28 protein-coding genes and 2 tRNA genes are annotated in these 24,899 nt (G+C 72.2%); 21 read left to right on the top strand and 9 right to left on the bottom strand.

Annotated features, from left to right (window positions below):
- Window positions 1-2 precede the first annotated feature (2 nt).
- Window positions 3-695 carry a hypothetical protein gene (locus ACTHM3_RS02225; RefSeq protein WP_440404455.1) on the bottom strand — a complete coding sequence of 231 codons (693 nt, stop codon included), beginning with the start codon at window positions 693-695 and terminating at the stop codon, window positions 3-5.
- A gap of 86 nt (window positions 696-781) precedes the next feature.
- Between ACTHM3_RS02225 and ACTHM3_RS02230 the strand changes: the two genes are divergently transcribed.
- From ACTHM3_RS02230 to ACTHM3_RS02245, 4 genes are read left to right on the top strand one after another with little or no spacing between them, the layout of a single operon-like run.
- Window positions 782-1,375 (top strand): hypothetical protein, encoded by a 594-nt coding sequence (locus ACTHM3_RS02230; protein ID WP_440404456.1) that lies wholly within the window; start codon window positions 782-784, stop codon window positions 1,373-1,375.
- 32 nt (window positions 1,376-1,407) lie between these two features.
- Complete coding sequence (locus ACTHM3_RS02235) at window positions 1,408-1,905, top strand: ribose-5-phosphate isomerase (protein ID WP_440404457.1); 498 nt, start codon at window positions 1,408-1,410, stop codon at window positions 1,903-1,905.
- An 8-nt stretch (window positions 1,906-1,913) separates the two neighbouring features.
- Window positions 1,914-2,885 carry an Fpg/Nei family DNA glycosylase gene (locus ACTHM3_RS02240; RefSeq protein WP_440404458.1) on the top strand — a complete coding sequence of 324 codons (972 nt, stop codon included), beginning with the start codon at window positions 1,914-1,916 and terminating at the stop codon, window positions 2,883-2,885.
- A gap of 4 nt (window positions 2,886-2,889) precedes the next feature.
- Window positions 2,890-3,498 carry an FMN-binding negative transcriptional regulator gene (locus ACTHM3_RS02245; RefSeq protein ID WP_440404459.1) on the top strand — a complete coding sequence of 203 codons (609 nt, stop codon included), beginning with the start codon at window positions 2,890-2,892 and terminating at the stop codon, window positions 3,496-3,498.
- A 38-nt stretch (window positions 3,499-3,536) separates the two neighbouring features.
- Here ACTHM3_RS02245 and ACTHM3_RS02250 read toward each other — a convergent pair whose 3' ends face one another.
- Complete coding sequence (locus tag ACTHM3_RS02250) at window positions 3,537-4,022, bottom strand: Dps family protein (protein WP_440404460.1); 486 nt, start codon at window positions 4,020-4,022, stop codon at window positions 3,537-3,539.
- A gap of 135 nt (window positions 4,023-4,157) precedes the next feature.
- Between ACTHM3_RS02250 and ACTHM3_RS02255 the strand changes: the two genes are divergently transcribed.
- The 3 genes from ACTHM3_RS02255 (at window position 4,158) to ACTHM3_RS02265 (ending at window position 7,464) form a co-directional block, all read left to right on the top strand.
- On the top strand, window positions 4,158-5,327 hold the full coding sequence (locus ACTHM3_RS02255) for a hypothetical protein (protein ID WP_440404485.1): 1,170 nt from the start codon (window positions 4,158-4,160) through the stop codon (window positions 5,325-5,327).
- A 93-nt stretch (window positions 5,328-5,420) separates the two neighbouring features.
- Entirely contained in the window at window positions 5,421-6,785 is a 1,365-nt protein-coding gene (locus ACTHM3_RS02260; protein WP_440404461.1) for a sensor histidine kinase, read from the top strand.
- Between the two features lie 28 nt (window positions 6,786-6,813).
- Window positions 6,814-7,464, top strand: a complete 651-nt coding sequence (locus ACTHM3_RS02265; RefSeq protein WP_440404462.1) for a response regulator — start codon at window positions 6,814-6,816, stop codon at window positions 7,462-7,464.
- On the opposite strand, the gene ACTHM3_RS02270 is transcribed toward ACTHM3_RS02265, so the two are convergent.
- Window positions 7,461-7,892, bottom strand: a complete 432-nt coding sequence (locus tag ACTHM3_RS02270; RefSeq protein ID WP_440404463.1) for an SRPBCC family protein — start codon at window positions 7,890-7,892, stop codon at window positions 7,461-7,463. The genes ACTHM3_RS02265 and ACTHM3_RS02270 overlap by 4 nt on opposite strands.
- A gap of 75 nt (window positions 7,893-7,967) precedes the next feature.
- On the opposite strand from ACTHM3_RS02270, the gene ACTHM3_RS02275 reads away from it, so the two are divergent.
- Window positions 7,968-8,378, top strand: coding sequence for a nitroreductase family deazaflavin-dependent oxidoreductase (locus ACTHM3_RS02275; RefSeq protein WP_440404464.1), 411 nt, complete (start codon window positions 7,968-7,970; stop codon window positions 8,376-8,378).
- 172 nt (window positions 8,379-8,550) lie between these two features.
- Here the strand turns inward: ACTHM3_RS02275 and ACTHM3_RS02280 are convergent.
- Both ACTHM3_RS02280 and ACTHM3_RS02285 read right to left on the bottom strand, forming a co-directional pair.
- Window positions 8,551-8,621 (bottom strand) — tRNA-Gly (locus tag ACTHM3_RS02280).
- Window positions 8,622-8,728: 107 nt separating this feature from the next.
- Window positions 8,729-8,902: a hypothetical protein gene (locus ACTHM3_RS02285; protein ID WP_440404465.1), complete on the bottom strand. Its 174-nt coding sequence runs from the start codon at window positions 8,900-8,902 to the stop codon at window positions 8,729-8,731.
- Between the two features lie 122 nt (window positions 8,903-9,024).
- Between ACTHM3_RS02285 and ACTHM3_RS02290 the strand changes: the two genes are divergently transcribed.
- The 6 genes from ACTHM3_RS02290 (at window position 9,025) to ACTHM3_RS02315 (ending at window position 13,395) form a co-directional block, all read left to right on the top strand.
- Window positions 9,025-9,098 (top strand) — tRNA-Pro (locus tag ACTHM3_RS02290).
- Between the two features lie 36 nt (window positions 9,099-9,134).
- Window positions 9,135-10,502, top strand: a complete 1,368-nt coding sequence (gene tig, locus ACTHM3_RS02295; protein WP_440404466.1) for a trigger factor — start codon at window positions 9,135-9,137, stop codon at window positions 10,500-10,502.
- Between the two features lie 112 nt (window positions 10,503-10,614).
- Window positions 10,615-11,130, top strand: a complete 516-nt coding sequence (locus ACTHM3_RS02300) for a DUF1697 domain-containing protein (RefSeq protein ID WP_440404467.1) — start codon at window positions 10,615-10,617, stop codon at window positions 11,128-11,130.
- A gap of 98 nt (window positions 11,131-11,228) precedes the next feature.
- Window positions 11,229-11,834, top strand: a complete 606-nt coding sequence (locus ACTHM3_RS02305; RefSeq protein ID WP_440404468.1) for an ATP-dependent Clp protease proteolytic subunit — start codon at window positions 11,229-11,231, stop codon at window positions 11,832-11,834.
- 11 nt (window positions 11,835-11,845) lie between these two features.
- Entirely contained in the window at window positions 11,846-12,520 is a 675-nt protein-coding gene (locus tag ACTHM3_RS02310) for an ATP-dependent Clp protease proteolytic subunit (protein ID WP_440404469.1), read from the top strand.
- Window positions 12,521-12,588: 68 nt separating this feature from the next.
- On the top strand, window positions 12,589-13,395 hold the full coding sequence (locus ACTHM3_RS02315; RefSeq protein ID WP_440404470.1) for a DUF1206 domain-containing protein: 807 nt from the start codon (window positions 12,589-12,591) through the stop codon (window positions 13,393-13,395).
- On the opposite strand, the gene ACTHM3_RS02320 is transcribed toward ACTHM3_RS02315, so the two are convergent.
- Genes ACTHM3_RS02320 through ACTHM3_RS02330 form a run of 3 tightly spaced genes read right to left on the bottom strand, consistent with a single transcriptional unit; the run spans window position 13,359 to window position 15,358 of the window.
- Window positions 13,359-13,994, bottom strand: coding sequence for a copper resistance CopC family protein (locus tag ACTHM3_RS02320; RefSeq protein WP_440404471.1), 636 nt, complete (start codon window positions 13,992-13,994; stop codon window positions 13,359-13,361). The two genes, ACTHM3_RS02315 and ACTHM3_RS02320, sit on opposite strands and share 37 nt — an antisense overlap.
- On the bottom strand, window positions 13,991-14,719 hold the full coding sequence (locus tag ACTHM3_RS02325; protein WP_440404472.1) for a YcnI family copper-binding membrane protein: 729 nt from the start codon (window positions 14,717-14,719) through the stop codon (window positions 13,991-13,993). Before ACTHM3_RS02325 ends, ACTHM3_RS02320 begins: the two co-directional genes overlap by 4 nt.
- A gap of 54 nt (window positions 14,720-14,773) precedes the next feature.
- Window positions 14,774-15,358, bottom strand: a complete 585-nt coding sequence (locus ACTHM3_RS02330) for a hypothetical protein (RefSeq protein WP_440404473.1) — start codon at window positions 15,356-15,358, stop codon at window positions 14,774-14,776.
- A gap of 125 nt (window positions 15,359-15,483) precedes the next feature.
- Between ACTHM3_RS02330 and clpX the strand changes: the two genes are divergently transcribed.
- Genes clpX through ACTHM3_RS02355 form a run of 5 tightly spaced genes read left to right on the top strand, consistent with a single transcriptional unit; the run spans window position 15,484 to window position 21,679 of the window.
- On the top strand, window positions 15,484-16,761 hold the full coding sequence (gene clpX / locus ACTHM3_RS02335) for an ATP-dependent Clp protease ATP-binding subunit ClpX (protein WP_440404474.1): 1,278 nt from the start codon (window positions 15,484-15,486) through the stop codon (window positions 16,759-16,761).
- 46 nt (window positions 16,762-16,807) lie between these two features.
- The gene (locus ACTHM3_RS02340; RefSeq protein ID WP_440404475.1) at window positions 16,808-18,079 is read left to right on the top strand and encodes an MFS transporter; all 1,272 of its coding nucleotides are present in this window, start codon (window positions 16,808-16,810) and stop codon (window positions 18,077-18,079) included.
- Entirely contained in the window at window positions 18,079-19,398 is a 1,320-nt protein-coding gene (locus ACTHM3_RS02345; protein WP_440404476.1) for an MFS transporter, read from the top strand. Before ACTHM3_RS02340 ends, ACTHM3_RS02345 begins: the two co-directional genes overlap by 1 nt.
- A 30-nt stretch (window positions 19,399-19,428) precedes the next feature.
- Window positions 19,429-20,628 carry a benzoate/H(+) symporter BenE family transporter gene (locus tag ACTHM3_RS02350; protein ID WP_440404477.1) on the top strand — a complete coding sequence of 400 codons (1,200 nt, stop codon included), beginning with the start codon at window positions 19,429-19,431 and terminating at the stop codon, window positions 20,626-20,628.
- 43 nt (window positions 20,629-20,671) lie between these two features.
- Window positions 20,672-21,679: an LLM class flavin-dependent oxidoreductase gene (locus ACTHM3_RS02355; RefSeq protein ID WP_440404478.1), complete on the top strand. Its 1,008-nt coding sequence runs from the start codon at window positions 20,672-20,674 to the stop codon at window positions 21,677-21,679.
- Window positions 21,680-21,689: 10 nt separating this feature from the next.
- On the opposite strand, the gene ACTHM3_RS02360 is transcribed toward ACTHM3_RS02355, so the two are convergent.
- Window positions 21,690-23,735, bottom strand: a complete 2,046-nt coding sequence (locus ACTHM3_RS02360) for a M3 family metallopeptidase (RefSeq protein WP_440404479.1) — start codon at window positions 23,733-23,735, stop codon at window positions 21,690-21,692.
- A 91-nt stretch (window positions 23,736-23,826) separates the two neighbouring features.
- Between ACTHM3_RS02360 and ACTHM3_RS02365 the strand changes: the two genes are divergently transcribed.
- A complete protein-coding gene (locus tag ACTHM3_RS02365) occupies window positions 23,827-24,444 on the top strand; it encodes an ArsR/SmtB family transcription factor (protein WP_440404480.1) in 618 nt (205 codons plus the stop codon).
- Entirely contained in the window at window positions 24,444-24,704 is a 261-nt protein-coding gene (locus ACTHM3_RS02370; protein ID WP_440404481.1) for a hypothetical protein, read from the top strand. Before ACTHM3_RS02365 ends, ACTHM3_RS02370 begins: the two co-directional genes overlap by 1 nt.
- Window positions 24,705-24,899: the final 195 nt, after the last annotated feature.

Genomic DNA, 24,899 nt, shown 5'->3' on the forward strand with positions numbered 1-24,899 from the left:
GTCTAGGCCGGCACGACCACCGCGTCGTGCGGCGTGGGGGCGTCGACGAGCGTGCGCGGCGCCGCGGTGCGTCCGAGGAACAACTCGGCGTCGGCGATCGCCGTGCGCAGCATGGCGATGAGCCGGTCATCGGCGTCGTCGACGCACGCCTGGGCGAGGCCGATGGCGGCGGCGCGGACGATGGCGTCGCATCCGTGCCGCACGAGCTCGGGTGCGCGCACCTGCCAGACGGCGAGGTGGGCGGCGGCCCAGGCGGCGGAGTCCGGCACCTGCTCGAGCACCCGCAGCGCGTCCGCGCGCGGCCCCGGCTCGTTGAGGCCGTGCAGCGCGAGCGCCTCGAGCGTCGCGAGGACCGCGACCGCGAGGGCGCGCTGGCGGTCCATGCTCGAGACCGGCAGGGCGCAGGTCGCGGCGCGGAGCGCGACGATCAGGCCGAGGCGGGCGTCGTCGCCGCGCAGGCCGATGACGCGCGGGATGTCGGGCACGAGCTCCGAGCGCCGCGCGTCGCGCACGGTGTCGTTGACGGCCCGCGCGAGCGCCGCGAGCGTCGGATCGGTGCAGCGCGGATGGTCGCTCCACCGCTCACCCGCGAGGTACGAGGCGAACTCCATGAAGCAGGCGCCACGCTTAGGCGACCGGTGCCGGCCGGCGGACAGCGTCGGCAGCAGCTGGGGGACGGACGATCGGGAGTTCATGGCGGCCTCGCAATGCGTAGTCCCCCCATCCTCCCGCGGCGTCCCCGGCCGGACAAGATGTCGGCGCCCGCTGTTACCGTCCCGACATGACGCGATTCCCGGAGCAGGAACTCTTCCTCCGCGCCGACGCCGAGCTGTTCGGCGTCCTCGACCGGCTCACGCCCGCGCAGCTCGCCGTTCCCGCCCCGGAGGACTGGACGCGTCGCTTCGACGACCCCACCCTCCGCGAGATCGTGCTCGTCCACGCGCACGACGAGGCGTTCGTTCCCGACGTCCTCGCCGGCCGTGCCCTCGACGAGATCGGCGACCGCTGGGAGGGTGTCCTGCAGGACGGCGACGCGCTGCTCGCCTACCGCACCGCGCAGCAGGCCGCGCACGAGGCGGCCTCCGCCGAGCTCGACCCCGACGCGATCGCGCACTTCAGCTACGGCGACTACCCCTTGCGTGACGCGCTCACTCACCTCGCGATGTACCGCGGCTTCCAGTCCTGGCAGATCGCGCGCCTCGCCGGATTCGACCACCACATGTCGCCGGAGCTCGTCGCGGGGCTCGACGCCTACGTCATGCTCCACGCCGAGGAGTGGCGCCAGTGGGGCGTCTTCCCGCCCGCTCAGGAGCCGCCGGCCGTCGCGGATGCCGAGGTGCGGCTGCTGTGCGCGGCCGGCTACTGGGTGCCGTGAGCCGCCGGCTCCGCACGCCCTAGCCTGAGCACATGCGCATCCACGTCGGAACGGACCACGCCGGCCTCGAGTTCAGCCGCGATCTCCAGCAGCACCTCCGCGACGCGGGGCACGAGGTCGTCGACCACGGCCCGCAGAGCTACGACCCGGTCGACGACTACCCGAGCTTCTGCATCAACACCGCGCTCGCCGTGGTCCACGATCAGCAGCACGGCATCGAGACGCTCGGCGTCGTCTTCGGGGGATCGGGCAACGGCGAGCAGATGGCCGCCAACAAGGTCCGCGGAGCCCGTGCCGCGCTGGTCTGGAACCACGACACCGCGCTCCTGGCCCGCCAGCACAACGACGCGAACCTCATCGCCATCGGCGCGCGGCAGCACTCCGCCGAAGTCGTGCTCTCGCTCGTCGACGCGTTCATCGCGGAGCCGTTCAGCGGCGAGGAGCGCCACGCGCGCCGGATCGCCCAGCTCGCGGAGTACGAGCTGACCGGCGGCATCGCCGGGCACGTGATCGACGTCTACCCGAGCTAGGAGCCGCTTTGCCCGAGGGTCACAGCATCCACCGGATCGCGCGCCAGTTCGCGCGGCACTTCGAGCACGCGCCCGTCACGGTCAGCTCGCCGCAGGGGCGGTTCGCGGCCGGGGCGAAGGAGCTCGACGGGCACGAGATCGTCGACGCGTTCGCGGTCGGCAAGCAGATGTTCCTGGAGTTCGACCACGGGCTCTTCCTCCGCGTGCACCTCGGGCTCTACGGCGCGTGGGACTTCGCCGGCGACATCACCGTCGACGCGGCGACCGCGTCGTCGAACGGGCGGATGGGGCAGACCAACCAGCGCGGCACCGACCTCGCCGCGTACGAGGACTCGCCGTGGTCGATGGGCGCGCCGCGGCGCGCCCGGCTGCGGATGAGCGAGCAGGAGAAGGTCGAGGAGGCGCCCGACCAGTGGCCGCCGGAGCCGGTGGGGCAGGTGCGCGTGCGGCTGCTCACCGAGAACGCCGTGGCGGATCTGCGCGGGCCGACGGTGTGCGAGGTCGCCACCCCGGAGCAGGCGCAGGCGCAGATCGCGAGGCTGGGGCCGGATCCGATGGTCGGCGACCCCGTCGAGAACGAGGAGCGCTTCGTCGCCACGGTGCGCAAGAAGAACGTCGCGATCGCGCTGCTCCTCATGGATCAGGCGGTCGTCAGCGGGATCGGCAACGTCTACCGCGCGGAGCTGCTGTTCCGCGCGCGGCAGAACCCGTTCACCCCGGGCAAGCAGCTCCCGGAGGACGTGGTCCGCGGTCTGTGGCGCGACTGGGTGCACCTCATGGGCATCGGCGTCGACACCGGCCAGATGCTCACGATGGACGACCTCTCGGAGGACGAGCTCCGCAGGGCGATGGCGAACCGCGACGACCGTCACTGGGTCTACCACCGCACGGGCGAGCCGTGCCGGGTCTGCGGCACCCCGATCCTCATGCAGGAGCTCAACGGTCGGAAGCTCTACTGGTGCCCGACGGATCAGGCCTAGCGCCGTGAGGAACACGCCGCACTACGTCACGACGGACGACGAGGTCGTCAAGCGCCTCATCCGCGAGAACCCGTGGTGCACCTACGTCTCGAGCACCGCGAACGGGCTGGTCGCCTCGCACTACGCGACGCTCCTCGAGGAGGATGCCGACGGCATCTCGATCGTGAGCCACTTCGGTCGGCCGGACGAGAAGCTGCACGAGCTGGGCGAGCACGAGATCCTCGTGATCGTGCAGGGCCCGCACGGCTACATCTCCCCGGGCTGGTACGCCGAGGGCGACATCGTCCCGACCTGGAACCACGTCACCGCCCACCTGTACGGAACGCCCGAGATCCTGTCGGACGAGGAGAACTACGCCGTGCTCCGTCGGCTCGTGGATCACTTCGAGCGCGGGATGCCGGAGCCGCATTCGCTCGACGAGGATCCGGAGCGGATGCGCCGGGTCGCGCTCGGCACAGTCGGCCTCCGGCTGCGCGTCACGCGTTTCGACGCGCGCCGGAAGCTCAGCCAGAACAAGCCGTCCGAGGTCCGCGAGCGGATCGTGTCCGCGCTCCGCGGCGACGGTCCGTACGCGCACCCGGCTCTCGCCGACGAGATGCAGCGGGTCGAGTAGCGCCCCAGGCGCGTATCGAGACCTCCTGGTGAGACGCGTTACGCCGCGAGGTGCGCGAAGAGGAACCAGCGGTCCTTCTCGAGCCCGCGCGCGATCTCGATCACGACGTCCTGGCTGACGGCGTCGAGCTCGGCGAGCTCGTCGACCGCGGTGCGGACCGTCACGAGCGCGGCGTCGATCCCCGCGATCACCTGCGCGATGGTCTGGTCGGCCTGCTGGAAGCCCTCGTCCATGACGGGGGTCGTGGTCTTCGCCGCGACGGTCCGGATGCGGGCGTCGACCGGCAGCCCGAGGGCGACGACGCGTTCCGCCGCGAGGTCGGCGTAGTCGTGCGCGTGGTCGACGACCGTGTCGAGCAGTTCGTGCACGGCCTGGAAGTTGGCGCCGCGCACGTGCCAGTGCGCCTGCTTGCCGTCGACGGCCAGCGCCTGGAGGTCGAGCACGACGGGGCTGAGGAACTGGGCCACGCCGGCGGCCACGTCGGCGTCGACTCCGGTTAGGGGAACGGACTTCACATCGGTCATGAGAGATGCCTCCTCGTCGTCAAGACCAACGGTGGTCGCCCGCTGAGCATTCCGCAAGCGAGCGAAGGCTCGCCTTGCCCCCGGACGCGGTGCTTGCCGTTCGTGTGACTCATGGGGACAATGTGAGTCGTGGGGATGATGTCGCGTTTCCGCGCGCCCGTCGCCGGCGTCGCGTTCGCGGTCGCGCTCGCGGCCGCCGTGGGCCTGGCGACCCCGGCCGACGCCACGTCCGCCGCGCGCCAGGACGATCCGAGCTGGGCCGACGTGCTCGCCGCGCGCGGCAACGCCGCCGCCGCGCAGGCGCAGCTCCAGCGGATCGCCGCCGCGGTCGCCGCGCTGCAGACGCAGGAGGATGCGGCGACGGCCGCCCAGCTCCGTGCCGCGTCCGACGCGAGTGCCGCGGCCGACGCCCTCGCCGCGGCGCAGGCCAAGCTCGACGGCCTCGACCAGCAGCTCGATGCGGCGAAGAAGGAGTCGACCGCGGCCAGTGCGCGCTTCGTCGCGACCGCCGTCCAGATGTCGCGCACCCCCGGCGGCAACGACCTGACCGCACAGCTCATCGCCGCGACCGGTGGGTCCTCCGACCTGCTCGGCAAGCTCAGCTCCCTCGACCAGCTCGGGCGACGATCCGCTCAGCTCGAGGCGACGGCCCGGCAGAAGAAGAACCTCGTCTCCTCGCTCGAGGCACAGGCCGCCACGACGCAGAAGCTCCGTGCGTCGCTCAAGGCGGACGCCGACACCAAGCTCGCCGCCGCCCAGGCCGCGCAGGCCGCCGCGCAGCAGGCCGTCGCGGCCGGAGAGGCGCAGCGGGCCGACCTGCAGCAGAAGGCGGCGCAGCTGGGCAACGCGGCGGTCGCGGTCGCGAACACCTACGCGCAGAACCATCCCCCTGCCAGCTCGTCGAGCAGCGGTGGCAAGGGCGGCGGCTCGGGGGGCTCGTCGGGCGGTGGGTCGTCGGGCGGCGGCGCCCTCGACACGTCGGGCGTCGTCGCCGACCCGGCGGGAGCGAAGGCCTATGCGCGCTCGGCGATCGGGCGCTACGGCTGGGGCGGCGACCAGTTCGAGTGCCTCGTCCAGCTCTGGAACATCGAGTCGGGCTGGCGCGCGAACGCGTACAACCGCTCGAGCGGGGCCTACGGCATCCCCCAGGCGCTGCCGGCGAACAAGATGGCGTCCGCCGGCGCGGACTGGCTGACGAACGGCGACACGCAGATCGACTGGGGGCTCGGCTACATCAATGCGGCGTACGGAACCCCGTGCAAGGCGCTGTCGTTCGAGACCTCGCACGTGCCGTACTGGTACTGAGCCCGGCGCCGCTCATGACCGGGGGTTGACCCCCGCCCCGATCGGGACGTCCGCCGGATGCCCCCGGGGGCCGCGCCTCGCGAGGGTGGACTCATGAGCACTGACACCATGTCGGACATGACCTCGACGCCCGCGACCCCGGCCGCCGCGCCGCGGAGTCCGCTCGCACGCTATGGGCGGCTGTGGGCCGAGGCGCCGCGCGCCCTCCTCTACCTCCTCATCGCCTTCCCGATCGGCGTGGTCGGCTTCGGGGTCACCCTCGCTCTCCTGAACGCGGGGATCGGCACGCTCGTCACGTTCTTCATCGGCGTGGTCCTCCTCATCGCCGCCCTCTACGTGGCCCGCGGGCTCGGCACCCTGGAGCTCGCGCTGCTCCGGTTCACGAAGCTGCCGCCCATCCCGCGCCCCGACTGGCGCGACGACCGGGCCCGCAACGGCTTCCTCGGCTGGATCGGCGCCGTGCTCGGCAACGGGCACTACTGGCTCCACCTGCTGTGGTCGGCGGTCGTCAACTTCATCGTCACGACCGTGACGTTCTCGATCGCGGTGACCTGGACGGCGACCGCGCTCGGCGGCCTCAGCTACGGCATCTGGGGTCGGTTCACCTCACCCGGCGACGTCTTCCCGGCGTTCTGGCTGCTCCGCGTCATCGGCCTGCCGGTCGAGGGCACCGACCCGAACGTCGTCGAGGTGATCGCGTACCTCGTGACCGGCGTCGTCTTCGCCGTGACGCTGCCGCTCGTGCTGCGCGGCCTGGTCTGGGCGCACTGGGGCGTGGCCCGCGGGATGCTGGGCGCCTTCCGCTCGGACGCCCTCCGCCGGCAGGTCACCGACCTCACCGCCTCCCGCACCGCCGCGGCCGCCGCCGAGGGCACCGCGCTCCGCCGGCTCGAGCGCGACATCCACGACGGCCCGCAACAGCGCCTCGTGCGCCTGCAGATGGACCTCGCCGCCGCCGACCGGCAGCTCGACAGCGACCCGGAGGCCGCCCGCCGTCTGCTGGGGGAGGCCCTGACGCAGTCGAAGGACGCCCTCGACGAGCTCCGTGCCCTGTCCCGCGGATTCGCCCCGCCGATCCTGCTGGATCGCGGGCTCGTCGCCGCGCTGGAGTCGCTCGCCGCGCGCGGAGCGGTGCCGATCGGGCTGCGATCCTCCGTTCCCGCGGGCACGGTGCTGCCGCCGGAGCTCGAGCGGAACGCCTATTTCATCGTCGCGGAGGCGGTCACCAACGCCGCCAAGCACGCGGGCGCGACCCGCGTCGACGTCGCGGTGGACGTCGCCGACGGCCGGCTCGATCTCACGGTGACCGACGACGGGCGCGGGGGAGCGACCGTGCAGCCCGGGCACGGCATCGCGAACCTGCTGGAGCGGGTCCAGGGCCTCGGCGGCACGCTCGCTTTGACGAGCCCGGCCGGCGGCCCGACCATCGTCGCGGCCTCCCTGCCGGTGGTCGGCTGACGCCGGCCGCCCCGCTAGCGTCGGAGTCATGGGAGTGCGCGTCGCCGTCGCCGACGATTCGGTCCTGCTGCGGGAGGGTCTCGTCCGCGTGCTGGAGGAGGCCGGCCACGAGGTGGTCGGCGCCGTCGGCGACGCGGACTCGCTCCTCGTCGCGGTGCCCGAGCTCCGGCCCGAGCTCGTCGTGCTCGACGTGCGGATGCCGCCGACCTTCCGCGACGAGGGCGTGCGCGCCGCGATCGAGCTGCGTCGTCGTGAGCCGTCGATCGGGATCCTGCTGCTCTCGCAGTACGTCGAGGTCGCCTACGCGCAGGAGCTGCTGGGCGCCGGCCGCGGCTCGATCGGCTACCTGTTGAAGGACCGGGTGGTGTCGCTCGCGGAGCTCGACGACGCGATCCAGCGCATCGCCGCCGGCGGCACCGTGCTCGATCCGGAGGTGGTGAGCCAGCTCATCGGCCGTCGCCACGACCCCCTCGCGCGCCTCACCCCGCGCGAGAGCGAGGTCCTGCAGCTGATGGCGGAGGGGCGCACCAACGCGGGCATCGCGGCCGCCCTCTTCATCGGAGTCGGCGCCGTCGAGAAGAACGTGACGTCGATCTTCGGCAAGCTCGGTCTCGAGGACTCCGGCGCCGACCACCGCCGCGTGCTCGCCGTCATCGCCTGGCTGCAGGCGGGGGCCTAGCCCTCCGGGATCGATGCGGCGATCTGCGGGAGCCGGTCGAGCGTCTCGCGGAGCGCCTGCGTGATCGGGCCCTCCATGAGCCGCAGCAGGCCCCCGGTCGGCGCGTCGAGCGCGACGCTCAGTTCGGAGTCCTCGCCGTGGTCCTCGATCGAGACGACGGCATCGATGCGGAGCGGGGTCGCGTGGATCCGGGCGCGCATCCCGCTGGGCGGGTCGAGGCTCACGATCTCGAGCCGACCCTCCCGCGTCGTTCCGCCGACCGCGACGGCGGCGTCGTACTCCGCGCCGACCGCCCCGGCGGTGCCGTGCACGAGGTCCAGGCGGCGGATCGCCGGGATCCAGGTGGGCATGTTGTCGAGATCGGCGAGGTAGGCGTACACGGCCGCCCCGGATCGCGGAACGGAGATCTGCTTCTCGACGTGGGCCATGCTGCGACGCTAACGCGGTCGCGCGGCGAGACGAGGGGGCTGGCGCGCGAGGCCGTGCATCGGCATCCTGTCGCCATGGATCAGAAGGCGATGAATGCCCGGGTCATCGAGAGGTTCCGTGCGGGCGACGAGATCGAGGGGATGCACCGCGACCGCCTGCTGCTGCTGACGACGACGGGGCGCCGGAGCGGCGACCGCCGCACGACGCCGATGATGCGCGTCCCGATCGACGGCACGACCCACGTGGTCGCGTCGAACAACGGTGCGGCGGACGATCCGGCCTGGGTGCGCGACCTCGAGGCCGACCCGCGCGCGCACGTCGAGGAGGACGGCGCCGAGTACGACGCGACGGCCCGCGTGCTCCGGGGCGAGGATCGCGCGGCGGTGTGGCCGGCGCTCGTCGAGCGGGCGCCGTTCTTCGCCGAGCACGAGGAGCGCGCGGGGCGCGAGATCCCGGTCGTGAAGCTGCTCCGCGCCGACGGGTGACCTGGGCGCGCCCTGGACATCCGGGGGTAGAAGTCTTGGTCGGAGGCGGCGACGGGGCCATCGTGGGGCCTGGTCGCGTAGCGCTGCGCGGCGGGCCACCCCGGTGGATCCCCCGCCCCGGGGTGGCCAATCCGCCGAAGTCCCGAGAATTGCAGAGCTCACGCTGGATCGGAGGGGCGGACGGGAATCGAACCCGCGTAATCAGTTTGGAAGACTGAGGCTCTACCATTGAGCTACCGCCCCGAAGGTGCGCCGCGAGTCTAGCGGGGTCTCGGGGCGTCGTTCGTTTCGGGGATGCGCGAGAAGGTCTCGATACGCCGGCGGAGCCGGCTACTCGACCCGCGAGCGGGTCAGGAGGCGACGCGGAGGTCCGGGGTCTCGGTGCCGATGCGCACGGCGGCGCACACGTGCGCTTCCTCCCACGCCATCGCGAAGAAGACGCTCGACTCGATCGGACCGACCTCGCCGCACCCGAGGCAGCGCGGCTCGTAGGCCCGCACCTCCATGATCTCGATGTCCGCCATGCCGACAGTGTGCGCGCCGCCGCCGACATCGCCGGGGAGACACCCCGGAGCGGCCGCGCATCCCCACCCCCTAGAATCGTCGGGGCCTCACCGAGGGGCACGCCCGCGGAGGCCGGCAGGCCCGGGGCGTAGCTCAGCTTGGTAGAGCGCCCGCTTTGGGAGCGGGAGGTCGCAGGTTCAAATCCTGTCGCCCCGACAGCACGACCCCCACCGAATTACAGGAGACATCCCCATGGTCCAGGCGACCGTCGAGAAGCTCTCGCCCACGCGCGTGAAGCTGACCATCACCGTGACGCCGGAGGAGCTGAAGCCCTCGATCGATCACGCCTACTCGCACATCGCGGAGCAGGTGAACATCCCCGGCTTCCGCAAGGGCAAGGTGCCGCCGCCCATCATCGACCAGCGGGTCGGTCGGGCCGAGGTGCTGAACCACGCCGTCAGCGACGGCCTCGACCGCTTCTACCGCGAGGCGGCTGACGCGGAGAAGATCCGCCCGCTCGGCCGCCCCGAGGCCGACATCACCCAGTGGCCGGACGAGAAGACGTTCACGGGCGACCTGCACGTCACCGTCGAGGTCGACGTGCGCCCCGACTTCACGATGCCGAAGTACGACGGCATGAAGATCGAGGTGGAGCCGGTGGCCGTGTCGCCGGACGACGTCGAGAACGAGCTCGACAACCTGCGCACCCGGTTCGGCACCCTCGTGACCGTCGACCGCCCCGCCAAGAAGGGCGACTTCGTCACCCTCGACCTCACCGCCACCATCGGCGACGAGGAGGTCGACACCGCGAGCAACGTCTCCTACGAGCTCGGATCCGGCGAGCTCATCGAGGGCATCGACGACGCGCTCGACACCCTCACCGCCGGCGAGTCGACGACCTTCGAGTCGGAGCTGCTCGGCGGCGACCACGAGGGCGAGAAGGCCCAGGTCGCGGTGACGCTCCTCTCGGTGAAGGAGCGCGAGCTCCCCGAGGCCGACGACGAGTTCGCGCAGATCGCCAGCCAGTTCGACACGATCGGCGAGCTCCGCTCCGACCTGCGCGAGCAGCTCGCGAAGCAGAAGGAGTTCGGCCAGGGCGTCGAGGCGCGCGACAAGATCGTCGACACGCTCCTCGCCCAGACCGAGATCCCGGTGCCGCAGCAGCTCATCGACGACGAGGTGACCCGTCACCTTGAGGCCGAGAACCGCGTCGGCGACGAGGAGCACGGCAAGGAGGTCGCCGAGTCGAGCGAGAAGACCTTCCGCTCGCAGATCCTCCTCGATGCGATCGCCGAGAAGGAGGAGATCAAGGTCGGCCAGAACGAGCTGACGACCTACCTCGTCCAGTCGGCGGCGCAGTACGGCATGGAGCCGGGCGAGTTCATCAAGGTGCTCGACGAGAACGGCCAGCTGCCCGCCATGATCGGCGAGGTCGCGCGCTCGAAGACGCTCGCCGTCATCCTCAGCCGCGCGAAGGTCGTCGACACCGCGGGCAAGAAGGTCGACGTGTCGGCCTTCACCGCCGGCGCCCTCGGCGACCCGGACGACGAGCCGGCGGTCGTCGCCTCGGGCGACGACCACGAGGGTCACGATCACGAGCACGAGGGTCACGAGCACTGAACCCACCCGAGCGGGTCGAGTAGCCGACGCAGTCGGCGCATCGAGGCCTCCCTCGAAGGGTCTCGATACGCGCCTGCGGCGCTACTCGACCCGCTCTCGGCATGATGGGCGCATGACGCGTTTCGTGGCGCTGCTGCGCGGGGTCAACGTCGGCGGCGTGACCATGACGTCCGTCGATCTGGCCGAGACCGTGTCGAATCTCGGCTACGACGACGTGCGGACGGTGCTCGCCAGCGGCAACGTGCTGTTCACAACGGGGGAGTCCGCCGCCACCGCGAAGAAGCGCCTGGAGGCGGCGCTCGGCGACCGCTTCGGCTACGAGGCCTGGGTCCACGTGCTCACCACCGCGGCGGTCGAGAGGATCGTCGCGTCCTTCCCGTTCGAGCGGAGCGGTGAGCGGCACGCCTACGTCGTCGTCGTCGTGAAGCCGGAGGTGCGGCGCGAGCTGCTCGCGACCGAGCTCGACCCGTCGGTGGAGGAGGTCGCCGAGGGCGACGGGGTCCTCTACTGGAGCGTGCCGAAGGGCTCGACGCTCGACAGCGCCTTCGGCCGGGCGCAGTCGGCCGCCCGTCACAAGCCGTGGCTGACGACCCGCAACCTCAACACCCTCGAGAAGCTCGCGCGCTGACCCGACGCGCCGCCTCTGCCCACGGCGAACACCCCCACGGGCGGCCGCGCGCCCTCGATAGATTCGACGCAGTCATCAACCGAACAGGAGCACCCTCCATGGCCGACACGGCATTCCAGCCGAGCGTCTTCGACCGACTGCTGAAGGATCGCATCATCTGGCTCGGCAGCGAGGTGCGCGACGACAACGCGAACGAGATCGCGGCGAAGCTCCTCCTCCTCGCAGCCGAGGACCCGCACAAGGACATCTACCTCTACATCAACTCGCCCGGCGGCTCGATCACGGCCGGCATGGCGATCTACGACACCATGCAGTTCGTGCCGAACGACATCGTGACGGTCGGCATCGGCATGGCCGCGTCGATGGGGCAGCTGCTCCTCACCGCGGGCACCAAGGGCAAGCGCTACATCACGCCCAACGCGCGCGTGCTGCTGCACCAGCCGCACGGCGGATTCGGCGGCACCTCGTCCGACATCCAGACGCAGGCGGCGCTCATCATCGACATGAAGAACCGCCTCGCCGAGATCACGGCCGCGCAGACCGGCAAGTCGGTCGAGCAGGTCAACGCCGACGGCGACCGCGACCGCTGGTTCACCGCCCAGGAGGCGCTGGAGTACGGCTTCGTCGACCACATCCGGGAGTCGGCGGCCGACGTGGTCGGCGGCGCGGGCACCGGCGAGACCAACAGCGCCGAGAGCAAGTAAGGACGATACGGATGGACACCCCCACCTTCATGAGCGGCGGCGACCTGGCGTCGCGGATGCCGCAGTCGCGCTACATCCTCCCGAGCTTCGAGGAGCGCACGGCCTACGGCTTCAAGCGCCAGGACCCGTACGCGAAGCTCTTCGAGGACCGCATCATCTTCCTCGGTGTGCAGGTCGACGACGCGTCGGCCGACGACGTCATGGCCCAGCTGCTCGTGCTCGAGTCGCAGGACCCGGACCGCGACATCGTCATGTACATCAACAGCCCCGGCGGCTCGTTCACGGCCATGACCGCGATCTACGACACGATGCAGTACATCCGTCCGCGCATCCAGACGGTCGTGCTCGGCCAGGCGGCCTCGGCCGCCGCGACGATCCTCGCCGCGGGCACCACGGGCATGCGACTCGCCCTCCCCAACGCGCGCGTGCTGATCCACCAGCCGGCGGTCGGCGAGGCCGGGCGCGGGCAGGCGTCGGACATCGAGATCCAGGCGAAGGAGATCCTGCGCCTGCGCACCTGGATCGAGGACACGCTCTCCAAGCACTCCAAGAAGACGCAGGAGGAGATCCACGACGCCATCGAGCGCGACACGATCCTCTCCGCCGAGGAGGCGCTCGAGTACGGCCTGATCGACCAGGTCCTCACGAGCCGCAAGAACGTGCCGGTCGCCGCGATCGGCCAGTAGCACCCCGCAACATCCGCAGCGCCTGGGATTCCGGTCCCGGGCGCTGCGGCGTCTCTAGCGTCGTCGGCATGGCTGGGACACCATCGCGGGAGGCCGAGCGCGCCGCCTCCCGACTGGAGCGCACGCGCCCCTTCCGCATCGCCGCGCGCGCCGGGTACGCGATCGCGGGACTGCTGCACGTCATCATCGGCGTGCTCGCGATCTCGATCGGGCTGCACGCGCACGGGCAGAACGCCGATCAGACCGGCGCGCTCCGTTCGGTCGCCGCGGCGCCGGGCGGTCTGCTCCTGCTCGTGCTGATGATCGCGGGGCTCCTCGCGCTCGGTGTCTGGCAGATCCTCCGGAGCATCACCGCGGAGCAGCGCGACGAGAAGGTGAAGTGGCGCACGCGGATGGCGGCTTGGGGGCAGGCGGTCGGCTACCTGTTCCTCGCGGGCCTCGGGATCTCGGTCGTGGTCGGTGGCGGCTCGACCTCGGGCGGCACGCCCCTCACCGCGCGCGTCCTGTCGGTGCCGGGCGGGGTGGTGCTCGTCGTGGCGGTGGGCCTCGGCGTGTTCGCCGGGGGCGTCTGGTTCGTCGTCAAGGGCGTGACGCGGAAGTTCCTCGACGACCTGCGACCCGGACGGCTCCGCGGCGCGGTCGAGACCGTGGGCGTGGGAGGGCACGTCGCCGAGGGCCTGGCGCTCGCCGTGCTCGGCGTGCTCGTGGTGATCGCGGCCGTGACGACCGACCCCGATCAGGCGGAGGGTCTCGACGGGGCGTTCCAGGCGATCGCCCGGGTGCCCTTCGGCGAGGCCGTCGTGATCCTGATCGGGGTCGGCTTCATCGCCTACGGCGTCTACTCCGGATTCCGGGCGCGCTTCGCCCGGCTCTGACCGGAGCGCCCCCGGCGTGACAGGAGCACGATCGCGATGACGGCCGCGAGCGCGACCGCGACGAGCGCGCCACCGATCCACAGCACGTCGGCGACCGGCACCGTCTGCGAGCGCTCCGCATCCGGGTCGCCCGGCGCGGCGGTCGACGCCGCGCGCGGTGCCCTCCCGCAGTTCTGCGGATCGGCGTAGGCCTTCGAGGGCGTGAAGCCCGCCGGCGGCTGCCAGGTGAAGGAGTACGACCCGCTGACGGTGTGACCGTCCTGCGAGACCAGCTGCCAGATCACCCGGTACGACCCGGCCGGGCCGAGCGCCGGGGTGGTCGACATGGTCGCGTCGACGATCGAGAGGCAGCCGTCGCCGTAGTACTTCCCGGCGCTGCTGCGCACCTCGAACGCGAACCCCGCCCCGTCGCCGCTCACGTCGAGCAACGGCAGGTTGGTGGTCACGTCGAACCGCGCCGGGAGCTCGGTGAGCGTCGCGTTCGCGGCCGGTGTCGTCGAGACCACCTGGTTGTGGGCCGAGGCGGGGGCCGCGACGCCGAGGACGACGGCCGCGACGAGCGCAGCCACCGCGGCGCCGGCGGCGAGGGCGCGTCTCACGAGTCGGTGCCGGCGGCGGCGCGGCGTCGGAATCCGGCGATCCCGACGATGAGGCCCACGACCCCGACCACGAGCCCGGTGACGCCGAAGGCCCGCGCGACGACGTCGGACGAGGACGTCGTGGTCGTCGTGGTCACCGGCGTCGCGGTCGCGGTCGGAGCCGACCCGGAGTGGGCCGCGGCGGGCGGTGCGTCGTTGACGTACAGCACGGGAGCGGGATGCTCGGCGTCGGCGCCCTTCTGGCTCCAGGAGACGACGGAGCCGTCGCTGTAGGTCTGCTCGGCCGGCAGCGCGATGCTCCCGACGGACGGCACGGGGCCGACCGACAGCTGGAACAGGCCGAGGGCCCCCTGCGGGATGCCCTGGCCGGCGTCGGCTGTCCAGGTGATCTTCGTGACCGCCTCGGTGAGGGTGCTGTCGCCGTTGACGATCGGCTTCGGCAGCTTCTCGCGGGTGACGGTGGCGGTCCACCCGGGCACGGGCACGTACGACGCGCTCACGAACGGGTGGTCGGTGGGCAGGCTGATCGTCAGGCGATCGGTGGTCGCGCCGGTCGACTCCTCGTTCGGCACCTTGAAGGTGAGGAGCGTGTAGGAGCCGGCGGCGGCGGTGTTGCCCTGGAGCGTCACGTGGGCGCTCGCCGCGAGCGGGGCGGCGACGGCCAGCAGGGCGCCGGCGCCGAGGGCGATGGTCGTCGCGAGGGTGCGACGGACATGGGTGTGCATGGAGAGTCCTTCTCGTCGTTCTGAGCTGCGCCGGAGACCCCGGCGCGGGTGTGGTCAGGGCGAGGGGAGAAGGGGCGGACCGCGGAGCGGCAGCGCGCCGACGTGGCGTCCCGGCCGCAGCACCCGCGGACGGGCGAGCGGCGGCGCGGCCGGACGGGCGACCGGCACCGGCCGCACGACGACGAGGAGCCGGACGACGAGCCGGCAGAGCATCCCCCACACCGCTCGCTCGGCGCGGCGGAGGAACCAGATGGTGAGCACGCCCGCGACGACGTGCGCGAGCCACATCCCGGGGTCGGTCAGATGGTCGAGATGGTCGCTCGGAGCGCCGGGGGCGGCGACGGCCGTCTCCATGTGCATGCCCGGCATGGTCGGCGCGGAGGCTCCCCCCGAGCGGAGCAGCGTGAAGACCAGGTGGAAGGCCAGCTGCGCGAGCGTCACGACGAGGGCGAGACGGGGAAGGCTCGGCCGGCGTCCGATCGCCAGCGTCCCGAGCATCCCGGCGAACACGACCGCCGCGACCAGGCCGAGTGGATCGGGCCGGTAGCCGCCGGCCAGCGTGTGCGACACCGCGGCGACCCCGGTCGCGAACGCGCCGACGAGCCAGCCGCGGGCCAGCCGCTCGCCGCGCGTGTGCACGGATCCAGGGTATCCGCCACGCCGTGCGCGGTTGTCCCCACGGTACGGGCCGCCGAGGGTGGTTCGGGTTAGGCTCGGTCTACCGCAGCGGGGAGGGATCCCCATGCACGGGAGGAGACCGTCGGATGGCACGCATCGGTGAGAGCGCCGACCTGCTGAAGTGCTCCTTCTGCGGCAAGAGCCAGAAGCAGGTGCAGCAGTTGATCGCCGGTCCCGGCGTCTACATCTGCGACGAGTGCGTCGAGCTCTGCAACGAGATCATCGAGGAGCGCCTGGCCGAGTCGGGCGAGGAGCCCTCGGGCGAGTTCGACCTCCCGAAGCCGCGCGAGATCTTCGACTTCCTCGAGGAGTACGTGATCGGTCAGGAGCCCGCCAAGCGCGCGCTCTCCGTCGCGGTCTACAACCACTACAAGCGCATCCGGGCCCGGCAGACCGTGGCCGCCGCCGACGCGGTCATCGACGACGTCGAGATCCAGAAGTCGAACATCCTGCTCATCGGCCCCACCGGCTGCGGCAAGACCTACCTCGCCCAGACCCTGGCCAAGCGGCTCAACGTGCCGTTCGCGGTCGCCGACGCCACGGCGCTGACGGAGGCCGGCTATGTCGGCGAGGACGTGGAGAACATCCTCCTCAAGCTCATCCAGGCCGCCGACTACGACGTCAAGCGGGCCGAGACCGGCATCATCATGATCGACGAGGTCGACAAGATCGCGCGCAAGGCCGAGAACCCGTCGATCACGCGCGACGTCTCGGGCGAGGGCGTCCAGCAGGCGTTGTTGAAGATCCTCGAGGGCACGGTCGCCAGCGTTCCTCCCCAGGGGGGGCGCAAGCACCCGCATCAGGAGTTCATCCAGATCGACACGACGAACGTGCTGTTCATCGTGGCGGGGGCGTTCGCCGGGCTCGAGGACATCATCTCCTCGCGCGTCGGCAAGCGCGGCATCGGCTTCGGCGCCCCGCTGCACTCGAAGCGCGACGAGGCCGAGCTGATGGGCGAGGTGCTGCCGGAGGACCTGCACAAGTTCGGGCTCATCCCCGAGTTCATCGGGCGCCTCCCCGTCGTCACGACGGTCGCCCCGCTCGACCAGCAGGCGCTCATCAAGATCCTCACCGAGCCGAAGAACGCGTTCGTGCGGCAGTACCAGCGCATGTTCCAGATCGACGGCGTCGAGCTGGAGTTCGAGCGCGACGCGCTGGAAGCGATCGCCGACCTCGCCGTGCTCCGTCAGACGGGTGCACGCGGCCTCCGCGCGATCCTCGAGGAGGTCCTCGGGCCGATCATGTTCGACGTGCCGTCGAACGACGACGTCGCCCGCGTGGTGGTCACCCGCGAGGCCGTGCTCGAGAACGCGGCGCCGACGATCGTGCCGCACGCCCCGCGGCGCGCGGAGAAGTCCGCCTAGCGCGTCGGAATCGCATTTATCTTGATATCAAGATAAATTCGGCCGCATGACGTCGATGCTGCAGCGCCTCCGCGACGTCGACCCGGTGCTCCGGATCCTCGCCACGACGACGCTCGTCGCAACCCTCGGCCGCGGCGTCTTCGCGACGATCACGGTGCTGTTCCTGGGGTTCGCGGTCCACCTGACCCCGGGCCAGATCGCGTTCATCCTCGGCGCGGGAGCCGTCGTCGCGATCGGCTGCACGCTCGCGGGCGGCCACCTCGCCGACCGGGTCAGTGCCCGGCGGCTGGCCCTGGTCGCGATGATCGTGACCAGCCTGTCGCTCACCGCGTACTCGCTCATCGGCGACTTCTGGTCGGCCCTCGTCATCGTCGCCGTGCAGGAGGCCGCGATCAGCGTCGGGCAGTCGGCCCGGTCGGCGATCATCGGCCGGGCCTTCGGCGCGGAGTCGCGGGTGCGTGCCCGCGCGATCCTCCGCACCGTGACCAACGTCGGCATCGCGGTCGGATCGGGGCTCGGCGGGATCGCCCTCGCGCTCGACACCGCCACGGCGTACCGGATCGCGCTCGCCATCGCGGGCGGCGTCTTCCTGCTCGCGCAGCTCAACCTCGCCCGCCTCCCCGCACGGGTGGACGCCCCGCCAGCCCCGACCGCCGAGCCGGGTGTGCGGCGGGTCCGCACCCCGCGCCCCGGCCGCTCGCCCTGGCGCGACCCGCGCTACCTCGCGCTCTCCGCGCTCAGCGGCCTGTTCGCGGTGCAGTTCGCGGTGGGGGAGTTCGGGGTGCCGCTCTGGGTCGCCCGCGACACCGCGGCGCCCCGACCGGTCATCTCGGCCCTCCTCATCGTCAACACGGTGCTCGTCATCGTCTTCATGGTGCCGCTCTCGCGCGGCACCCACCGGATCCGCACGGCCGGGCGGCTCACCGTCGTCGCCGGGCTCCTCATGGCCGCGGCGTGCGCGATCTACGCGGTCGCCGGAGCGGTTCCCGCGCTCGCGGCGGTCGTCGTGCTCGTCGCGGCGGCCGCGGTCCACGCCTTCGCCGAGATCCTGTCGCAGGCGGGCGGCTGGGGGCTCAGCTTCGAGCTCGCCGACCCGGATCGCATGGGCGCCTACCAGGGCGTGTTCGGCACCGCCTATGCGGTCGGCGCGGCGGTCGGGCCGGCCCTCATCACGCTCACCGCCATCCAGCACGGGGGAGCGGGGTGGGCGGCGCTCGGCGGGATCCTCCTCGCCGCGGCTCTCGGGATCGGGCTCATCGCGCGCCGCGCCGCCCCCGCGCAGGAGGCGGCGTCGGAGGCCTCCGCCAGGATGGGGTGATGGCCGCGCGGATTCTCGAACGCTGGACCGCGGCCGATCCGGTGCTCCGGATCCTCGCGATCACGACGCTCATCGCGACCCTCGGGCGCGGCATCTTCCTCCCGATGACGACGCTCTACCTGAGCTTCGTCGTCCACCTGCCCGCGGCGCAGATCGCGCTCGTGCTGGCGGCCGGCAGCATCACGTCGATCGTGTCGTCGGTGATCGGCGGCCATCTCGCCGACCGGTTCAGCGCGCGGCGGCTGAGCTTCGTCGGCCTCGTGGTGGCCAGCGTGGGGCTCATCTCGTACGCCGCCGTCTCGGAGCTGGTCTGGGCGCTCGTCGTGGCCGTCGTCGAGTCGGCGGCGCTCGGCATCGGCTTCTCGGCGCGCGGAGCGATCATCGGCCGCGCGTTCGACGGCGAGCAGCGGGTGCGCACGCGCGCCATCATGCAGACCATCACCAACGTCGGGATCGGCGTCGGCACGACCGTCGCCGCCATCCCGCTCGCGATCGGCACCCCCGAGGCGTATCGGCTGAGCTTCGCGATCGCGGGGGTCGTCGTCCTGCTGGGCCAGCTGCCGCTCCTGCGGCTGCCGGTCCGGGTCGACGCCGCGGCCGCTCACGGCGCCGCGGAGCCACAGAGCGAGACGCCGCCCGTCATCGAGGGCGACGACCCGGCTCCCGAGCTGATCGGCGAGGCGGCGGGGCGTCCCAGCCGCGACCCGGTCGGCGGACGGCCGCCGTGGAAGAACCCGCGCTACCTGCTGCTTGCGGGGCTGAGCGGGGTGTTCGCGGTGCAATTCGCGGTCCAGGAGATGGGTCTGCCGCTCTGGATCGCGCACGACACGACGGCGCCGCGGTGGATCATCTCGGTGCTGCTCGTGCTCAACACCGTCATCGTCGTGCTCTTCACGGTCCGGCTCTCGAAGGGGTCGCACCGCCTCCGCACCGCGGGACGGCTGAGCGCCCTCGCCGGCGGGCTCATGGCCGTCGCCTGCGTCGTCTACGCCCTCGCGGCCGGGGTGCCCGTGCTGCTCGCGTGCGTGATCCTGATCCTCGCGTCGCTCGTGCACGCGTTCGCCGAAGTGCTGTCGCAGGCGGGCGGCTGGGGGCTCAGCTTCGAGCTCGCCGACCAGCGGCGGATCGGCGCCTACCAGGGCGTGTTCGGCACGAGCTTCGCGATGGGATCGGCGGTCGGTCCCGCGCTCATCACCGTCACCGCGATCGCGCTCGGGATGCCCGGGTGGCTGATCCTTGCGGCGGTGTTCCTCCTCTCCGCCCTCGGGATCACGGTCATCGCCGAGCGGGCGGCGCGCCGGGACCCGGCCGCGGCGTAGCGGTCGCCCCGGCCCTCCTAGGCTGGCGGGATGCCGCGCCCGCCCCGCTCCGCATCCGCCCCCGGGGCGTCGATCGCCCAGCCGATCGTCGCGGGCGTCGTCGCGGCGATCAGCGGCTACACGGCGGCGTTCGCGATCGTCGTCGCCGGCCTGCGGGCCGTCGGCGCGACGCCGGCCGAGGCGGGGTCGGGCCTGCTGATCCTCACGGTCTTCCAGGGCCTCCTGACGATCGTGATGAGCCTGCGGTTCCGGCAGCCGCTCTCGTTCGCGTGGTCGACGCCGGGGGCCGCGCTGCTCGTCGCGGCGAAGGGCACGACCGGCGACTTCCGCGTGGCCGTCGGTGCCTTCCTGCTCTGCGGCGTGCTGCTCGTGATCACGGGAGTCTGGCCGTGGCTCGCGCGGACCATGACGCGCATCCCGCGGCCGATCGCCTCGGCGATGCTCGCCGGCATCCTGCTGCCGATCTGCCTCGCCCCGGTGCACGCGGCCGTGCGCCTGCCGCTCCTCGCGCTCCCGGCGATCCTCGTCTGGCTCGTGCTGCTGCGGCTCGCCCCCCGGTGGGCCGTCCTCGGCGCGGTCGTCTCGGCCACGGTCGCGATCGTGGCGACGCAACCGCACCTGGCGGGCGCGCGGCTGCTGCCGACGCTCGCCTTCGTCCTCCCGTCGTTCGATCCGCTCGTGCTCGTCAGCATCGGGATCCCGCTCTACGTCGTCACCATGGCGGGGCAGAACGTGCCCGGGTTCGCGGTGCTGCGCACGTTCGGGTACGACACGCCGCCGGCGCGCGGGATGCTCGCCGCGTCGGGGGCGGCGACCGTCGTCGGGTCGTTCCTCGGCGCCCACGCCCTGAACCTCTCCGCGATCTCGGCGGCGCTCGTCGCCGGGCCGGAGGCGCACCCCGACCGCGACCGTCGCTGGATCGCGGCGTTCGTCTGCGGCGTCGCGTATCTCGTGATCGCGCCCCTGTCCGGCGCCGCCACGGCGCTCGTCTCCGCGTCCGCTCCCGTGCTCATCGAGGCGGTCGCGGGGCTCGCGCTCCTCGGTGCCCTCGTGGGCGCGATCGTCGCGGCTTTCGAGGAGTCCGACGACCGGCTCGTCGCGCTCGTCACCTTCCTCGTGGTGGCGGCGGGCATCCAGGTCGCCGGCATCGGCGCGGCGTTCTGGGGGCTCGTTGTGGGCGGCGTCGTGATGCTGTGGCTTCGGGTGGGTCGCCGGGCCGACCCGGCCTGAGCGCGCGGGAAGACGGCGCGCCTCCCCGGCGTTGCCCCTGAGGATGACGCTCCCGCTCTCCGTCCTCGACCTCGCGGTCGTCCGCGCCGACGCCACCCACGCGGAGGCGCTCGCCGACACCATCGCCGTCGCGCAGGAGGCCGACCGCCTCGGCTACCGGCGCTTCTGGGTCGCCGAGCACCACGGCATGCCCGGCATCGCGAGCTCCTCGCCGCCCGTGCTCATCGGGGCGATCGCCGCGGCGACCGAGCGCATCCGCGTGGGATCGGGCGGCGTCATGCTGCCGAACCACTCGTCCCTCGTGGTCGCCGAGCAGTTCGGCACGCTCGTCGCGCTGCACGGCGACCGCATCGACCTGGGCCTCGGGCGCGCGCCGGGCACCGACCAGGTCGTCACGGCGGCGATCCGACGCGGCATCGCGGAGACCGTCGACGACTTCCCCGCGCAGGTGCTCGAGCTGCTCGCCTACTTCGGCACCATCCCCGCGCTCGAGGGCGGCCAGGGCTCGCGGATCGTGGCGATCCCGGGGATGGGCGACGCGCCGCAGCTCTGGCTGCTCGGGTCGAGCGACTTCAGCGCGCGGCTCGCCGGCCTCATGGGACTGCCCTTCGCCTTCGCGCACCATTTCGCGGGCGGCGACCGGACGCCCGCCGCGTTCGAGCTCTACCGCGAGAGCTTCCGTCCGTCGGTGGTTCTGCCGGGGCCGCGCGCCATGGTGGCGGTCACGACCCTCGTCGCCGAGTCCCGGGCCGAGGCGGAGCGGTTGCTCCTGCCGGCGGCGCTGCAGTTCATCCGCCTGCGGAGCGGCCGACCGACCCGCCTGCCGTCGCTCGAGGAGGCGGAGGCGCACCCGTGGACGGACGGGGAGCGGGCGTTCGCGGCCCAGCGCATCGAGCACCAGGCGGTCGGCACCCTCGACGAGGTGCGGGCGGCGATCGAGGGGCTCGCGACGGCGACCGGGGCCGACGAGGTGCTCGTCGTGCCGCAGGGTCCGACACTCGAGCACCGGCTGCGGACCCTCCGCGCCCTCGCTCCGGAGCCGGTCGAGTAGCCGCGGGGGCTCAGGCGAGGCCGCGGCGCTCCAGGAGCGGCGCGATCACCGCGTCGCGTCCGCGGAAGTCGCGGTACGCCTCCAGCGGGTCCTTCGATCCGCCGACGCCGAGCAGCCGTGACCGGAACCGGTCGCCGTTCTCGCGCGTCAGCCCGCCGTTCTCCTTGAACCACTCGACCGTGTCGGCGTCGAGCACCTCGCTCCAGATGTAGGAGTAGTACCCGGCGTCGTAGCCGCCGGAGAACACGTGCGCGAAGTACGTGCTCGAGTAGCGCGGCGGCACGAGCGGGTCGTCGAGGCCGACGGCTCGGAGGGCGTTCGCCTCGAACGCGGCCACGTCGTCGACCGCCTCGGCGTCCTCCACCGACAGCCGGTGCCACGCCTGGTCGAGCAGCGCGGCCGCGAGGTACTCCGAGGTGAGGAAGCCCTGGTTGAAGGCCTCGGAGGCGTGGATCCGCTCCACGACCCCGGCGTCGAGCGGTTCGCCCGTCTCGTAGTGCTTCGCGTAATTGGCCAGGACCTCCGGCCACAGCATCCACATCTCGTTCACCTGGCTCGGGAACTCCACGAAGTCGCGGTAGACGTTCGTGCCGGCGAAGGTGGGGTAGGTGACGCGCGCGAACAGCCCGTGCAGCGCGTGCCCGAACTCGTGGAAGAAGGTCGACGTCTCGTCGAAGGTGAGGAGAGTAGGCTGCCCCGCCGCCGGCTTCGGCACGTTGAGGTTGTTGACGACGATCGACCCGGGACGCCCGAGCAGCTCGTTCTGCGAGATCAGCGGGTTCATCCAGGCGCCGCCGCGCTTCGAATCGCGCGTGTAGAGGTCGAGGATGTACAGCCCGAGCGGGGAGCCGTCCTCGTTCGCGACCTCGAACACCCGGGCGTCGGGGTGGTACGCGACCAGGTCGGGGCGCTCGGTGAACGTGACGCCGTAGAGCCGGTGGGCGGCGAAGAACACGCCGTCCTGGAGCACCCGCTCCGCCTCGAACCAGGGCCGGAGCGCGGCCGTGTCGACGTCGTACTTCTGCGCCCGCACCTTCTCGGTGAAGAACGCCCAGTCGGCGGCCGCGATCGCGGAGCGGGCGAGGGCCTCCAGGTCCCCCCGCTCGGCGCGCGCGTTGCGGGCCGCGGCGGGAGCGAGCCGGCCGAGCATGTCGGCGACCGCCTCCGGTGTGCGGGCGGTCTCATCGGCGGTGATGGCGGCGGCGTGGGACGCGAAGCCGAGGAGGCGCGCGCGCTCGGCCCGGAGGCGCGCGATCCGCAGCACGAGCTCCCGGTTGTCGAACTCGCCGCCGCGGGAGCCGCGCGAGCGCGATGCCGTCATGACGCGCTCCCGGAGCCCGTGCTCCGAGAGCTGCGCGAGCCACGGGTGCCCGGTCGGCAGGACGAGGGTCACGAGCCAGCCGTCCAGACCCCGGGACGCGGCCGCCTCGCGGGCCGCGGAGACCTCGCCGCCGCCGAGCCCGGCGAGCTCCGCCTCATCGGTGACGTGCACCGCGAGCTCGTTGGTGTCGGCGAGCAGGTTCTTCTCGAACCGGGTGGTGAGGGTGGAGATCTCCTGGTTCAGCTGCTTGAGGCGCTCCTTCTCGCCGTCGTCCAGGCCGGCGCCGGCGAGCGTCATCCGGGTGTGCCAGCGCTCGACCAGGTAGCGCTGTTCGTGCGTCCAGGCGTCGTCGTCGTCGGATCCGAGAGCCGCGTGGAGGGCGCTGATGCGCGCGTAGAGCCGGGGGTCGAGCACGATCGCGTCGCTGTGCGCCGCGAGGAGCGGGGCGATGCGCTCCTCGAGCTCGTTGGTGGCGTCGTTCGAGTCGGACGAGCTCTTGTTGAAGAACACCTCGGCCGCGCGGTCGAGCACCTGGCCGCTGCGCTCGAGCGGCACCATGGTGTTCTCGAACGTGGGCGCGGCGTCCTGCTCGGTGATGGCGCGGATCTCGTCGAGCTGCTCCGCCATCCCGCGCTCGAAGGCCGGCTCGTAGTGCTCGTCGCGGATGTCGGCGAAGGGCGGGAGGCCGAAGGGGAGGGTGCTGGGGGAGAGGAACGGGTTGTCGGAGGGCGCCATGCCCTCAGCCTAGAAGGGCATGATCGGACCGCAAAGAGAACCTTGCAAAGGTCATCTTGCAAAGAGTCCTTTGCAGCGATACCTTTGCACTATGAACGATGAGCAGCGGTTCCCGCGTCTCGAGGGGTCGCGTCTGAAGGCCCTGGCGCACCCCCTCCGCACGCAGCTGCTCGACGCGCTGAGCGCCTACGGCCCGGCGACCGCGAGCGCCCTGGGGGAGCGGCTCGGGGAGTCGAGCGGCGCCACCAGCTACCACCTGCGACAGCTCGAGAGGGCGGGCTTCGTGCGCGAGGACCCTCGCCGCGGGAGCGGGCGCGAGCGGTGGTGGGAGCGCGTCCCGGAGTCGATCTGGGTCGACCCCGTGGACCTGCCGGTCGGCAGTGCGGAGCGCATGGCGAGTGATCTCGTCGTCCAGGAGTGGGAGCGCACACGGCGCCGTCGGCTCGACGACTTCCTGCGGCAGGGCGAGCAGCTGCTGTCGAGCGAGTGGGTGCGCGCCAGCACGATGTCGAGCATGAACATCTCGCTCACGAAGGAGCAGCTGACCGCGCTCGGCGACGAGCTGATGGCCGTGGCCGAGAGCTACAAGGAGCGGCATCAGGACCAGACGGGCGAGGGTGTCCGCTCGGTCGAGGTGCACCTCGACCTGTTCCCGATCGTCGACGCCGAGGAGCGTCGCGATGTCGGTGGTGCTGGGAAGAATTCCTGATGAGCGAGGGAGTCGGTGGCATGAGCACGGGAGTCATGTTCTACGAGGGAGCGATCCGCGCGCACGCTCGGCGCGCGCCGAGCGGCATCCCCGGAGCGGTGGTGCGCGCGGGTCGTCTGTTGGAGCTGTGGGGCTACCGGGCGGCACGCTCGGCGCGCCCGGGCCAGCAGTTCGTCGTGCCGATGCGCGGCCGGGAGGCGGTCGCGCACCGCATCGGCGGAGCGTCGTCCACGGTCGTCCATCCGCCCCGGTTCTACTGAGCCGGGATCAGCCGCGGAGGGGGGGGCCCGCCGGGGCCTGGCGCCCCCGCGGCCCCGCCCCACCCGGCCGTCCTCGCCGTACACGGTCGACTTTCGACGCGGCACCTCCGCCGCCACCCCGAAGGAGAGATGATGCAGCTCGGATCCCGCTGGTCGGTGGGCCGTCCGGCCCCCGCGCGTCTGCCGAAGCCGCTT

It is taken from the genome of Pseudolysinimonas sp., assembly GCF_051954455.1.
Taxonomy (GTDB): Bacteria; Actinomycetota; Actinomycetes; order Actinomycetales; family Microbacteriaceae; genus Pseudolysinimonas.